Annotated in this window: 14 protein-coding genes and 2 rRNA genes (1 of these 16 cut by a window edge); 8 read left to right on the top strand and 8 right to left on the bottom strand. The window is 60.2% G+C overall.

All coding sequences use genetic code 11. The annotated features are described in order from the left end of the window. A 23S ribosomal RNA gene (locus tag QM780_RS16790) occupies nt 1-1,014 on the top strand (it extends 1,779 nt beyond the left edge of the window). 135 nt (nt 1,015-1,149) lie between these two features. Continuing rightward, nucleotides 1,150-1,264, top strand: a 5S ribosomal RNA gene (gene rrf, locus QM780_RS16795). A gap of 177 nt (nt 1,265-1,441) precedes the next feature. On the opposite strand, the gene QM780_RS16800 is transcribed toward rrf, so the two are convergent. Next, nucleotides 1,442-2,488 (bottom strand): hypothetical protein, encoded by a 1,047-nt coding sequence (locus tag QM780_RS16800; protein WP_415071577.1) that lies wholly within the window; start codon nt 2,486-2,488, stop codon nt 1,442-1,444. A gap of 196 nt (nt 2,489-2,684) precedes the next feature. On the opposite strand from QM780_RS16800, the gene QM780_RS16805 reads away from it, so the two are divergent. Further along, a complete protein-coding gene (locus QM780_RS16805; protein ID WP_415071578.1) occupies nt 2,685-3,647 on the top strand; it encodes a hypothetical protein in 963 nt (320 codons plus the stop codon). A gap of 12 nt (nt 3,648-3,659) precedes the next feature. Here the strand turns inward: QM780_RS16805 and QM780_RS16810 are convergent, their stop codons facing one another. Next, complete coding sequence (locus QM780_RS16810) at nt 3,660-4,493, bottom strand: hypothetical protein (protein WP_415071579.1); 834 nt, start codon at nt 4,491-4,493, stop codon at nt 3,660-3,662. Nucleotides 4,494-4,724: 231 nt separating this feature from the next. On the opposite strand from QM780_RS16810, the gene QM780_RS16815 reads away from it, so the two are divergent. Then, nucleotides 4,725-5,111 (top strand): cupredoxin domain-containing protein, encoded by a 387-nt coding sequence (locus QM780_RS16815; protein WP_415071580.1) that lies wholly within the window; start codon nt 4,725-4,727, stop codon nt 5,109-5,111. 6 nt (nt 5,112-5,117) lie between these two features. Next, on the top strand, nt 5,118-5,945 hold the full coding sequence (locus tag QM780_RS16820) for an FTR1 family iron permease (RefSeq protein ID WP_415071581.1): 828 nt from the start codon (nt 5,118-5,120) through the stop codon (nt 5,943-5,945). Between the two features lie 42 nt (nt 5,946-5,987). On the opposite strand, the gene QM780_RS16825 is transcribed toward QM780_RS16820, so the two are convergent. Next, a complete protein-coding gene (locus QM780_RS16825; RefSeq protein ID WP_415071582.1) occupies nt 5,988-6,458 on the bottom strand; it encodes a DUF1348 family protein in 471 nt (156 codons plus the stop codon). Between the two features lie 115 nt (nt 6,459-6,573). On the opposite strand from QM780_RS16825, the gene QM780_RS16830 reads away from it, so the two are divergent. Further along, the gene (locus QM780_RS16830) at nt 6,574-6,906 is read left to right on the top strand and encodes a carboxymuconolactone decarboxylase family protein (RefSeq protein ID WP_415071583.1); all 333 of its coding nucleotides are present in this window, start codon (nt 6,574-6,576) and stop codon (nt 6,904-6,906) included. Between the two features lie 17 nt (nt 6,907-6,923). On the opposite strand, the gene ubiB is transcribed toward QM780_RS16830, so the two are convergent. The 3 genes from ubiB to ubiE form a co-directional block, all read right to left on the bottom strand. Next, the gene (gene ubiB, locus QM780_RS16835; RefSeq protein ID WP_415071584.1) at nt 6,924-8,516 is read right to left on the bottom strand and encodes a 2-polyprenylphenol 6-hydroxylase; all 1,593 of its coding nucleotides are present in this window, start codon (nt 8,514-8,516) and stop codon (nt 6,924-6,926) included. Between the two features lie 219 nt (nt 8,517-8,735). Continuing rightward, nucleotides 8,736-9,029, bottom strand: a complete 294-nt coding sequence (locus QM780_RS16840) for a hypothetical protein (RefSeq protein ID WP_415071585.1) — start codon at nt 9,027-9,029, stop codon at nt 8,736-8,738. A 121-nt stretch (nt 9,030-9,150) separates the two neighbouring features. After that, on the bottom strand, nt 9,151-9,927 hold the full coding sequence (ubiE, locus tag QM780_RS16845; protein WP_415072071.1) for a bifunctional demethylmenaquinone methyltransferase/2-methoxy-6-polyprenyl-1,4-benzoquinol methylase UbiE: 777 nt from the start codon (nt 9,925-9,927) through the stop codon (nt 9,151-9,153). Between the two features lie 74 nt (nt 9,928-10,001). On the opposite strand from ubiE, the gene mutM reads away from it, so the two are divergent. After that, complete coding sequence (mutM, locus tag QM780_RS16850; RefSeq protein ID WP_415071586.1) at nt 10,002-10,883, top strand: bifunctional DNA-formamidopyrimidine glycosylase/DNA-(apurinic or apyrimidinic site) lyase; 882 nt, start codon at nt 10,002-10,004, stop codon at nt 10,881-10,883. A gap of 6 nt (nt 10,884-10,889) precedes the next feature. Here mutM and QM780_RS16855 read toward each other — a convergent pair whose 3' ends face one another. Together QM780_RS16855 and QM780_RS16860 are read right to left on the bottom strand one after the other, a co-directional pair. After that, complete coding sequence (locus QM780_RS16855) at nt 10,890-11,510, bottom strand: hypothetical protein (protein WP_415071587.1); 621 nt, start codon at nt 11,508-11,510, stop codon at nt 10,890-10,892. 43 nt (nt 11,511-11,553) lie between these two features. Next, complete coding sequence (locus QM780_RS16860) at nt 11,554-12,135, bottom strand: hypothetical protein (RefSeq protein WP_415071588.1); 582 nt, start codon at nt 12,133-12,135, stop codon at nt 11,554-11,556. A 278-nt stretch (nt 12,136-12,413) separates the two neighbouring features. On the opposite strand from QM780_RS16860, the gene rpsT reads away from it, so the two are divergent. Further along, nucleotides 12,414-12,680, top strand: a complete 267-nt coding sequence (gene rpsT / locus QM780_RS16865; protein WP_415071589.1) for a 30S ribosomal protein S20 — start codon at nt 12,414-12,416, stop codon at nt 12,678-12,680. The last annotated feature ends 476 nt before the right edge of the window (nt 12,681-13,156 follow it).

Below are 13,156 nucleotides of genomic sequence, written 5' to 3' on the forward strand. Positions count from 1 at the left end.
CACGCCTTGAATCGAAGCCCCAGTAAACGGCGGCCGTAACTATAACGGTCCTAAGGTAGCGAAATTCCTTGTCGGGTAAGTTCCGACCTGCACGAATGGCGTAACGACTTCCCCACTGTCTCCAGCACACACTCAGTGAAATTGAATTCCCCGTGAAGATGCGGGGTTCCTGCGGTTAGACGGAAAGACCCCGTGCACCTTTACTGCAACTTTGCACTGGCAATCGTGACTGCTTGTGTAGGATAGGTGGTAGGCTATGAAACCTGGGCGCTAGCTCGGGTGGAGCCGAAATGTGAAATACCACCCTAGTGATTATGGTTGTCTAACCGCGGTCCGTTATCCGGATCCGGGACAGCGCATGGTGGGCAGTTTGACTGGGGCGGTCGCCTCCTAAATCGTAACGGAGGCGTGCGAAGGTTGGCTCAGAGTGGTCGGAAATCACTCGTCGAGTGCAATGGCATAAGCCAGCCTGACTGCGAGACTGACAAGTCGAGCAGAGTCGAAAGACGGCCATAGTGATCCGGTGGTTCTTTGTGAGAGGGCCATCGCTCAACGGATAAAAGGTACGCCGGGGATAACAGGCTGATGACGCCCAAGAGTCCATATCGACGGCGTCGTTTGGCACCTCGATGTCGGCTCATCACATCCTGGGGCTGGAGCAGGTCCCAAGGGTATGGCTGTTCGCCATTTAAAGTGGTACGTGAGCTGGGTTCAGAACGTCGCGAGACAGTTCGGTCCCTATCTGCCGTAGGTGTTGGAGAATTGAGAGGATCTGTCCTTAGTACGAGAGGACCGGGATGGACGTACCTCTGGTGGACCTGTTGTCGTGCCAACGGCACAGCAGGGTAGCTATGTACGGACGGGATAACCGCTGAAGGCATCTAAGCGGGAAACCCACCTCAAAACGAGTTCTCCCTCGAGAGTCGTGGAAGACCACCACGTTGATAGGCCGGGTGTGGAAGCGCTGCAAGGCGTGTAGCTTACCGGTACTAATAACTCGATTGGCTTGATTGCTCTCATTTAGCAATGCTCATCGTTTGCATGAGTTCGCGAAGCGAATTCGGCAATGGCGCGCTCTCACGAGCGCCGCACGATGAGCGTAGGCAAACGGAAAGACCCAAATCAGAAGTCATATGACGTCTCCGCCGACCTGGTGATTATGGCGGGGTGGCTGCACCCGATCCCATTCCGAACTCGGCCGTGAAACGCCCCTGCGCCGATGGTACTTCGTCTTAAGACGCGGGAGAGTAGGTCGTTGCCAGGTCTGCCGAGACGTCATGTGAACTTTCTAATTGCGCTTCGGATGCCCACAAGCATCCGCGCGTAATTCGCGCTTACTAGCGCAAATAAAGAAGTCAATCAGTGCCCTCTATATGAATTCAAAACGCGCCGCTGTGCCTTGTGCCAGCGGCGCGTTTTTGTTTTTGCGATACGCAAAACGTCAGTTCAGGCATTTCGCGAGCTGCAGGCGGTTCTTCTCCGCCAGCGTCTTGCCGTCGAGGGTCGCGAGCGTGCCGCGGCCGGCTCCTGAGAGCGCGGCAAGAAAATCGCCGGACGGCAAGCGAACCGGATCGAGATCGAAGTAGGGCGAAAAATTTTTGACGATGGTGTCGTGGCACGCCTGCGAGACGCCGATCGGCGAGCCAGGCTCCGCCACTTCGATGTTGCCGAGGTCGAGGCCATCGTTCACCTCGTCTGGCGTACATGGTGCCGTGCTCACGGGCCGCGCGAACTCCTCGATCGATCCGTCACGCGCGTCGACGATAAGCACGGACTGCAAGCCGGCGTCTGCGAGTGCGACATGATTGTCGTCAATCACGTTGACGCCACCGGCATAAACGGAAAAGTGGCCCGATGTCGTCTTGTGCGCCTTCGGATCGATGATGCCGAGACGCGTGCCGTCGTCCTTGAACGCCCAGACGCCGGTGAAAGGTCCGGCGTCGGCGCCGACGATGAAAATGGAATGCCCGACGTAAAGGATCTCCATCGGCTCATTGCCGACATTGGTCTTCTCCGGCGCGTTGTCGTCGGAAAGCGCGATCGTAACGGTCTGCGCTTTTGAAACTGTATCGAAAATGGAAAGCACATTTTCGCGGAGAATTGCCGCGTGCGTTCCATCGGTGCTCGTCGCCCACAGCAGCACTTCGTCCGGACTGGCTTGCGGCGCCGGACAAAAGCCTTCGATACAGCCGTCGGCGTCGGTCTTTCCGCGATGGCTGTGTCCGGGAAGAGCTGTGACGCTCGCGGTCGTAAGCGCACCCGTCGCCGTGTCGATCGTCCAGCAGCCCGTCATTCCTGCTGTTGTCGTATCGTTCAACGCGCAGAGCGTGGGCACGCCCGCAACCAAACCGAGATCGAGAACGGGTGGTGCCGCCTCTTGCTCCGGCGGGAACAACGCGGCCGGCAGGCAAGCAGTCTCGGCGTGCGCGAAGCCGCCTGAGATCGATCCTGCGGCGGTCAGCAAGGCCGGGATAACCTGTCGGAGCATCTCATTCACCTTCGCTGCCTTCAGACGCGCGGAACCTCGCACGCTGCAGGTCAATTGGAAATATTGACATCGTCCAATCGGCTTGGGCTACATGCCGCGGGGATAGGCTGTTTTGCGGGCTTATTCCGACCATCTGCGGATATTAGCACCGAAAAGGACGGCCGGACCGTCCACCGGAACTGGGACGTCGCGAAATATGCTGCACTACGTTTGGTCGAAGCTTTATGCGCAATGGCTGCGCGCCCAGCTCGTGCGGCCGAAGCCTCGCGTCGCGCTTCGGCACGGCGGCGGCAAAAATCTCATCCTTGGAATCGCACGCAATTACAGCATTTCGGACTTGAGGCCTTTCGTCCGCTCGGCACGAAAATTTCACGATTGCCGGATTGTCCTCGTCATCAACAACGATCCCGAACTCAGCAAAGAGCTTGATAGGGAAGGGATCGATTGCGTTGTCGAAGACGTGGTGTCGAGCGTCGGGCGTCCGCATATGAACTTCGCGCGCGTCGCAGACTACATTGCGGTGTTGCAGGCGCTTTCGGGTCAAGTCGAGCGCGTGTTTCTCGCCGATACGCGAGACGTGGTTTTTCAGGCCGACATCTTTCAGGCTCTGCCCGATGTGCCGATGGTCTTTTTCGAAGAAGGAAAAGGTTTCTCGCTCGAAACCGCCGGTTGGAACGGCAATGCCATCCGGCGCACGTTCGGCATTCCCGTCTACGAACAGATCAAGCATCACGAAGTGATTTGCAGCGGCACCGTCATGGGGCAGCACGGCGTCACGCTGATGTATTGCTGGGAGAAGCTTCTGCTTGGGCAAATGGTGCGACGGCGGCATCACATGCGCTCAGGCGTCGATCAGGCGACGACGAACGTGCTTGCGCGCGTCAATCTCGTACCGTCGTCCGTCGTGATGCCATATGACGGTGCTGTCGCGACCCTGTCAGGCCGCAACACGAATTTTCTGTCAGTCAAAGACGGACACATGGTAACGGCGACGGGTGCAATCCCGGCGGCGATCCATCAGTATGATCGCAATCCGTCGGTGCGGGATTTCGTCTACGCAACCTACAACGGACCGAAAAGCGGCAACGCGGGCGACAAGGCGAAAGATTCCAAGCTGCAGAAAAAGCTGCGCGTCGCGTTCGGGCTTCAGGGGCCGTGAGTCCTTGTTTCGCTATTCGACGGATTTTTCTTTATCGGCGGTGCGAAACGCGACTTTGACGCCGCATTTTTCCATCGGCAGCGCGGTCGAGGTCCAACGATCTTTCGTGATCGTCACGACGTAGCGGCGGCAGTCGCGCTCGGCGCCCGGCACGAAATGCACGCTGAAGACAGCGGTTCCTTTGGCGCGCGTGCGCGGCCACGTGAACTCGCCGTCGTCGGGAACAGACTTGATCGCCTTCTGAATGGCATAAGCGGCGTTGCGGTAATCGGCGGGCGTCAGGCGGGCGAGGACGACGCGCGAGAGATCAGGATGCAAGCCGACGGATTCCGCCTTCCTGCGATAAGGGTCATTCGAGGGTGCGGGCGGTGCGTAGGCGTCCGATACACTTGCTTTGCCGGAAGTTTTGTCCGCATCCGCGTCGTCCTTGACGCCGGGAGCGTTCGCGACTGTCACTTCGGGTAATGGTTGGGCGATGGCGGCAGTCGCAGGAGGCGTCGGGGAGGGAAGCGGAATGGATCCCGGCACATCGGCGGATGCGACGGCTTTTTCCGCCAGCGGTTCCGTCGACTGGGCGGATTGTACGCGCGCCATCACGGTCGATGCGATGTGCTCGAATTTCTCCGTCCATAGCGCGCGCGTCGCGTCGTCGGTGGCAAATGCGATTCCGACCGTCAGCGCCAGCAACAGAAACAGGGTCGAATAGGGAACGACTTCGAGCTTCCGGCGGGATGGCGGGCAGACGGGATCGCCAGCATAGAACTCGGCGGAAGAAAATTCGCTTTCGTTGTCGGAAACGATGAAGGACGGCAAATCGTCGGCGGAATAGGACGTGCGGGCATACATGGCCGATCCTCGAAGTGAGCTGTCATTTCCCGCACTGCATATGCACCGCACAGTCCTGGCCAAAAAAAGGCGCGGCGGAAAAACACGTCAAATCATCGGCTAATGCCCAATCAATTGAGTTCGAATCGAGTTCTTCGCAGGGGAAATATTCTTGACTCTTAATGGCTGCTTCGGTCAGGTGACGGCGGACCTGATCTCGGGACCTTGAATCCTGACCTATTAGGAGTTGCAATGAGCATTTCCCGTTTCGCGCACGCTGTCGTGCGCCTTTTTTCGGCGTCTTCCTTCCTTTTCGCATCGTTCATCGCGCTCGGCGCGGCCTCGATCTTTTCGCAGGGCGTGCGCGCAGAAGACACCCATGAAGTCGAGATCTCGATCAAGGATCACAAATTCGATCCGCCGTCTCTGAAGCTTCCTATCGGCAAGCCGATCAAGATTTTGGTGAAGAACCTCGACGCGTCGGCGGAAGAGTTCGAAAGCCACGACCTAGGGTTCGAGAAGGTTATCGCTGGCAACAGCTCGGCGACGATCCGGCTGAAGCCGTTGAAGCCCGGCACCTACATGTTCTTCGGCGAATATCACGAGGACACGGCTCTCGGTCATATCGTTGCCGAGTAAGCGCCCATGCTTGCAGCCCTCGTCATCGTTTTTCGTGAAGTTCTCGAAGCCGGACTGATCATCGGCGTCGTGCTGGCGGCGTCACGCGGCGTTCATGGCCGCAACGGCGCGGTCGCCCTCGGTGTGCTCGCGGGCATTCTCGGCTCGATCGTCGTCGCCATGTTCGCGGCGCGGATTTCGGATGCTTTCGACGGGCGCGGGCAGGAGATTTTCGTTGCCGCCATCTTGCTTCTCGCTGTCGTGATGCTGGCTTGGCACGTGGCGTGGATGGCGCATCATGCGCGTGAGATGACGCAGCAATTGCGCCAGCTCGGCAGCGACGTGACAGCCGGGCGGCAATCGCTGTTCGCGCTCGGCACGGCGGTGGCCATCGCCGTCATGCGCGAGGGCAGTGAAGTCGTGCTGTTCATGACCGGCATCGTCATGCAGGGCAAAGACACGGCCGCGTCGCTGCTTGTCGGCTCTTGCATCGGGCTGTTGCTTGGGGCCGCGGTGTCGATGGTTCTCTACTTTGGCCTTGCCGCCATTCCGCTGAAGCGAATGTTCTCGGTGACGGGTGTGCTCGTAACCCTGCTGGCGGCGGGGCTGGCTGCGTCTGCCGTCAAGCAGCTTTCGAATGCCGGTCTCCTCAACGTCTTCGATGTTCCGTTGTGGGATACGTCGTCGTTTCTGTCGGAAGACAGCTGGGCGGGGCGGGTGCTGAGCATTCTCGTCGGCTACATGGATCGCCCGACCGGCATGCAGCTCATTGCCTATGTCGTGACGGCGGCGACGATCTTCACGCTCAGTTATGTCTGGCGCATGCCGGCGAAGACGTCGGCACAGCGCGCTTGATAGAACAGGGAGGCGCCGGATCGCACGGCGCCGTCGCTTCGTTCACAGTCCCAATTCGGACAGGCCCGGATGATCGGCCGGCCGGGGCCCGAGCGGCCAATGATATTTGCGATCGCTTTCTGAAATGCGCATGTCGTTGATGCTGGCATAGCGGTGGTGCATCAGCCCGTCAGGCCCGAATTCCCAGTTCTCGTTGCCGTACGCGCGATACCACTGATTGCTGTCGTCGCGGTATTCGTAGGCGAAGCGGACAGCGATGCGGTTGTCGGTGAAGGCCCACAGCTCCTTGATCAGGCGATAGCCGAGTTCGCGGTTCCATTTGCGGGTAAGAAATTCGACGATCTGCTGACGTCCGACGGGGAATTCGGCGCGGTTGCGCCAGACGCTGTCGACCGTATAGGCCAGCGACACCTTGTGCGGATCGCGCGAATTCCAGCCGTCCTCGGCGCCGCGGACTTTCTGGATAGCCGTCTCACGGGTAAACGGCGGGAAGGGAGGTCGGCTCTCGGACATTTTCTTCTCCTTCAATTCAACCGGTGACGGATTGCTTGACCCGGAGCCCGAACCTCACGAGGTTCTGCGCCAGATCGATATCGTTCGATGACCGCCGACAGAGGGAGCGCCTAGCATGTACGACATCGCCAATCTTTCGAATTTGCCGCATCTCAGGAACCTGTCATCGACAACGATGTCGGCGTTCGAAAATTTCGACCGGGCCGCCATGGCGGCAGGTGCTATTCCGCGTCGCTACAAAGAGTTGATCGCGCTCGGCGTCGCGATTGCGACGCAGTGCCCCTACAGCCTCGAAGTTCATCGCACCAACGCCGAAAACGCCGGTGTGACGGAAGCCGAGATTGCGGAAGTCATTTATATCGCGGCCACGATGCGGGCAACGGCTGCAATCGCGCACGGGACGCATCTTGTCGGGCCGCGCAAAGGCGTGGCGAAGACAAAAGCCTGATGCGGTGTTTGTACGGCCTACAAAATGCCAAGCGATTTGACGGCGATGAGCGCGAGGCTCAATGCGCCGATCCAAAGGGCGATATCGGCGGCACGGCTGCGTTTCGAGCGCGAGGCGATTTTCTCGACGGTGTCGTCGTCGAGGCGGACGCCGGAATTCGCCATTTGCGAGAAACCGTTGATCGCTTGCGCGACGTTTTGCAGAAGTCCCGGAGTCTTGAGCAGGACCTCGCCGATCGTCTCGGCGCCGCGGCCGGCTTCGCGCAGGCGGCCGAGCGGCGAGAGATTGGATTCCATCCATTCCTTGGCGACGGGTTCGGCGGCCACCCAGACGTTAAGCGTCGGGTCGAGATCGCGCGCCACGCCTTCGACGATCACCATGCTTTTCTGCAGAAGTATCAATTCGGGCCGCGTCTGCATGTCGAACACTTCGGTGTAGGCGAAGAGCTGACCCAGCAGATCGGCCATTGAGATTTCTTCGGCGGTGCGGCCTTGAATGGGCTCGCCGATAGCACGCATCGCTTGCGCGAATTCCTCGACGCTGTGATGCGGCGGCACGTAACCGGCTTCGAAGTGAATGGCGGCGGCGCGGTAGTAATCGCGTGTGATGAGGCCGTGCAGAATCTCGGCGAGGAAGCGGCGCTCGGGGAGCCCGAGACGGCCCATGATGCCGAAGTCGACGGCGACGATCTTGCCGCTGTCATCGACGAACAAATTGCCCTGGTGCATGTCGGCGTGAAAGAAGCCGTCGCGCATGGCGTGACGCAGAAACGAGCGCAAAACGGTCATGCCGAGAGCGGAGGTATCGAAGCCTTTGGCAACGAGCTTGTCGCGCTGAGCAATGGGCGTGCCGTCGATCCATTCGACGGTCAGCACGCGTTTAGCGGTGCGCTTCCAGTCGATGTCGGGAACGCGAAAGCCTTCGTCGTCCTTGGTGTTTGAAGCCATCTCGGAGATGGCGGCGGCCTCGAGCCGCAGATCCATCTCGAGATCTGTCGTGTGCTTCAGGTTGTCGACGACGGCAACCGGCTTCAGTCGGCGCGCAGGCGGATAGAAACGCTCGATCATGCGCGCGGCGAAATAATAGCTGTCGAGGTCGCGATAGAAACGCTTCTCGATATTGGGGCGGAGAATTTTGACGGCGACGGCTTTTCTGACGCCGTTGTCGAGAGTGTAAGCCTTATGCACCTGGGCGATCGACGCGGCGGCGACCGGCGGGCCGAATTCGACGAAATGATCTTCGAGCTTGCCGCCAAGCGCGCGTTCGACGGCTTCGCGGGCTTCGGCCATCGAGAACGGTGCGGCCTTGTCCTGAAGCTGGCGAAGGTCGTCGGAGAGTTCAGGACCGATGACGTCGGCGCGGGTGGCGAGGAACTGGCCGAGTTTCACGTAGCTCGGTCCGAGCCTCGTCAGTGCGGTTGCGACGCGCGCGGATCTCGGTTCGTTTCGGCGAAAGGGCGCTGAGATAAGCCGGATCGGTAACGTCGCGATGCGGGCGAGTTTCAGCGGCAGGGGAACCGGCATACCCTTGGGCACGAACTGCACGCCATATTGCGCAAGCACGATCCCGGCGCGCGCGAGTCTTAGCGTGTTGAAAATCGCTCCGGGCATGGCGGTGAATTTGTCGTCCTCAAGTTCGCGAAGGCTGCGGCCCCGGCACATTGCGCCGCAACCTTATGGGGTCAAGTGTAGCCTTCCCGTGCGGTAAAAACGGTTAAACCGACCCGCCTTGATACGAACCAGCGACGAAATGGTCATGCAACGCGGGCAGAAAAATAGCGCCCGGCGGAATTGCCGCGGGCGCTAGAGATGTCGAACTGATGAGATCGCTTAGAGTTTGCAGAAGGTCGCGCGACCGTGACACTTCACCATGCCGCCGTCAGGGCTGCAGCTATAGCGCTTGTTGATGACCTTGTAGCCCTCGACCTGGCCGTTCGCCAGGAAGCCCGGCCAAAGACCCCAACTGACGTTCTGGACCATCGTCTCCATGGCGAACCATTTCGCGGAGTCGGCCGACGTCGATGTCGCAACGGCGCCCTTGGTTACGCAGCCGGCATTGGCGGCGCCGGCGCCAAGCGAAACAACGGCGGCGGCGAGCGCCGAAATCAAAATCCTGGTTTTCATGTGTCCCACCTCCAAAGAAGAATTCACTCTTCCCGTCCCCGTGGAAAAGCTAAGAAGCGTCGCCGCCAGCGTCAATGCAACTTGCGCGGATCGGACGAGAACGTGGTTCAGATGTGGCCGATCAGATCTTCCAGCCGCCGTGGATGGCGGCGATGCCGCCCGTCAGATTGCGATAGCTGACGCGCGCGAAGCCCGCAGTGCGGATCATTTCAGCGAACGCTTCCTGTTTTGGAAAGCGGCGGATGCTTTCGACGAGATAGCGATAAGAGTTTGAATCTCCGGCGGCCCACTGACCGAGGCGGGGAATGACTTCGAATGAGTGGAAGTCGTAGGCGCGATCGAGGATCGGCACGCGGCATTCGGAAAATTCGAGGCAGAGAAAGCGACCGCCGGGTTTCAGAACGCGGAAGGCTTCGGCGAGCGCCTTGTCGATGTGAGTGACGTTGCGAATGCCGAATGCGATCGTGTAGGCGTCGAAGCTGGCATTTTCGAAGGGGAGCTGTTCGGCGTTGCCTTCGATGCAGGTGATGCGATTTTCGAGTCCGGCGTCGGCGAGGCGGCGCTTGCCGACTTCGAGCATCTGCGGACTGATGTCGCAGATGACGGCGGTCGCGTTCGGTCCGCTGTCTTTGGCATAGCGGATGGCGATGTCGCCGGTGCCGCCGGCAACATCGAGGAGCTTGAACGAAGCGACGCTGCGCGGGGCGTTGAGCATCGTGATAAGCTCGCGCTTCCACAGCCGATGCAAACCGCCCGACATGAGGTCGTTCATCAGATCATAGCGGTCGGCGACCGAGGCAAAGACCTTGTTGACGAGGCCCTGGCGCTCGCCTTCGGGTACGGTGCGGAAGCCGAACGTGGCTGTGCTCTGGCTTGCGTTTTCTGAGTTCTGATCCATATGGCGAGAATAGCGGCCCAGCCGGCGGCGCGCTATCGTCACCTCGTCTCATCGTCAATTTCAGGTGTTCTCACATGCCCGAGCTTCCGGAGGTCGAAACCGTGCGGCGGGGGCTGGCACCCGTGCTGGTCGGCAGCCGGGTGGCACGGCTTGATGCACGGCGGCCTGATCTGCGTTTCCCTCTGCCCGAGCGGTTCGGCAAGCGGCTGGTTGGGCAGGACATCGTGCGGCTCGAACGGCGCGCCAAGTATCTGATCGCGGGCTTATCGGGAGGGGAAGATCTCGTCATGCATCTGGGCATGACGGGGCGGTTCACGATCGTCCACGGCGGCGAGGTCGACCGGCCGGGGGACTACATTCACGAGACCGGTCCTGATCCCGCGCACGATCATGTCGTGCTGCATCTCTCGGATGGCACGCAAGTGATCTACAACGATCCGCGGCGGTTCGGATTCATGGTCATGATGCCGCATAACGAGCGGCCTGGTCACGCGCTGTTCGCTAAGCTTGGCGCCGAGCCGCTCAGCGATGAGCTGACGGCGGATTATCTGGCATCGCGGGCGCTGGGAAAGAAGGTCAATCTGAAAGCCTTTCTGATGGACCAGCATGTCGTCGCCGGGCTCGGCAACATCTACGTTTCCGAAGCGCTGTTTCAAGCGCGGCTGTCACCCGATCGCGGGGCGGCAAGTCTCGCCGACCGACGTGGACGGCCGACGGAGCGCGCGAAGCTACTCGTCGATGCGATCAAGGATGTGCTGGAGCGGGCTATCGACGCGGGCGGCTCGACATTGCGTGATTATCGCAATGCGGCGGGTGAGAAGGGCGAATTTCAAGAGCGGTTCGCCGTCTACGATCGCGCCGACGCGGTGTGCGTGACGGCTGGATGTGGTCGCAAGATACGACGCGCGGTCCATTCAGGGCGCGCGACGTTCTACTGTCCGCGCTGCCAGCGTTGAAGCGCGTCAGACCGCGGTGCGGCGTTCGCTCAAGGCGGCGTTGGTTTTGATCAGAATGACGCTGATACACATGATCGCAAAGCCGCCGGCGAGAAACAGCTGATTGGCGGCCCAGTCGCCTTTGTGCGTTATGGCGAGCTTTCCAGACGCGACCAGCCACACGAGGCCGATGGCGATCAGAATGGCTTGATAGCCGATGATCCTGGTCATGCGTTCGATCGTGGCAGGTTGGGCCTGCGCGTCGGCTGAGTTTGCGAGGCGGAGGGCGTAGTAGCCGTAAGCGGCGGCCAACAGCAGGCAAGCGGTGCCATACTCCCAGCCGTGCTGCCAGCGAACGGCGGTGCCGAGGTAGATCGCGTAGAAGGCGGCAGCGCACCACAGAAACGCCAGTGCGATCAGCAGGACGTTGGTGCGCATCGCCTCCCTCAGAAGCACGGGCTGTTCATTTGCTTCCCGGCGCCAGTGCGGAGCATTGGTGCGAATGGCAGAAGCGCACAAGACCGCTGAGAAGACGGCGGCGGCGATCGCCGATTCCGCAATCTGGAAGGAACGACAGGCGAGATACATCGCAACGAGGGCTACCGCGAGCGTGAGTAGCAGCCAGAACAGAGAAGGGCGCAAAGTCATCTCGGCGAACAGTCCCCCATGTCGATCGTCTCAAAGTTCAGCGTCAGGCGCGCGGGCGGGAGCGTAGAGCATCCAGGCTGATGACGGCAATCGCCAGCGCTCCGAAGAAGAAGACGTTGCACGCCGCCCAGTCGGCGTGGGTGGCGTCGCGCGGGAACTTGTTGTCGATGAAGAGGCTGATGATACCGGCCGCCATGCCGACGATCTGGAACTGCAGCAGAATGCGCCCGGCCTTGACGAGGACGGTGTCGTCGCGGCCGGCGGCGCGGTCGCGATCGAGCAATAGCGCAAAGGCGAGGCTGGCGATGGCGGCAAACGCGAAGCCGGCGAAGAATTGCCACCACTCCGGCCAGTGCTTGTCGATGATGAAGAGATAGGTGATCAGCACGCTCAGCGCCGCCCACGCCCAGACCAGTCCGAGGTATCGGGCGGTCGAACTGGCGACGGCGCTCAGCTGAGCGCCGGTATCCCGCAATTTCTGATGGTCCCGGATGGCGAGCAGCGTGATCGCGATACAGACGGCGACGACGGCCGACATCTGCAGCAGGGGCTGTTCGGTCGTGGCCAGGATCGTCGCGCAGACTGCGGCTGCCAGAGAAAACAGCCAACCGGTTATCGATAACATTCTGAGAGGGGCTCCTTACGTCTCGGCCGCCGCACGGCGGTTCGAGGATGGACTTATCGCAAATGGCAGGGCAAAGCGCTGCGACCGGCCGTCGGACACGACATTTGTGATGGATTCGCGCGGATTCATTGACCGCGGGCTTCGGGGCGGCTATACCGCCCGCAAACCGTGCCTGGTGCAAACAAGCCCGGGGCGACGATTCATCTTCTTCAACCCTTTGCCGCGCTTAGCATTTTGCGATCGCGACGGCGTATTCGCAGGACATGTAAGGAAATCCAATGGCAAACACGTCGTCGGCAAAGAAAGCCGCGCGCCAAATGATCCGCCGCACCGAAATCAACAAGGCGCGCCGTTCGCGCGTCAAGTCCGAGGTTCGTTCGGTCGAGGAAGCGATCAAGTCGGGTGACCGGGCGAAGGCGCAGGCGGCTCTGGCCGCGGCGGAACCGCTGCTGGTTCGCACAGCCCAGAAGGGCGTCATGCACAAGAAGACCGCGAGCCGGAAGGTTTCCAGGCTGGCGCAGCGTGTCAAGGCAATGAGCGCATAACGCACTTGTGAATAAAGGGAGCTAATTTTCCTCCCTGTTGCGTATTCGCAACGATCAACAGCGGGCTCGTCAACGAGCCCGCTGTTTTATTATCGTCATTAACCCTACGGAATCTGAGCGATCTACGGCGTTCTGGCGGCGGCGGAGTCGGCTGCTGCTGCTTCCAATGTGATGCGAAGAGCAAGAGAAAATGACGCACCGGTGACGGTCGTGGCGGCAATGCAACCCGACGGTGTGACAGTGGAAAAAACGCGAATAGAGTCAGTCCTCTTATGCACAGATGTTGCGATCTGACTCGCGTTTTCACCAGCACCTGTGGACAACCCACGGGTGGTCCTCATAGCCTCAATCGCCACGCAGGGGCGCTTGTCGAAAAGAAGGTTAAGCGATAGTAAATTTTTAGTGGATGGCAGCGGGGTAAAGCGGTCGTTCGCACTCGTGAGTTAGGCGAGCGTAGCGTTCAGGTCTCTGAAGTT

The sequence above is a fragment of the Hyphomicrobium sp. genome, assembly GCF_047600905.1.
Lineage (GTDB): Bacteria > Pseudomonadota > Alphaproteobacteria > Rhizobiales > Hyphomicrobiaceae > Hyphomicrobium_B.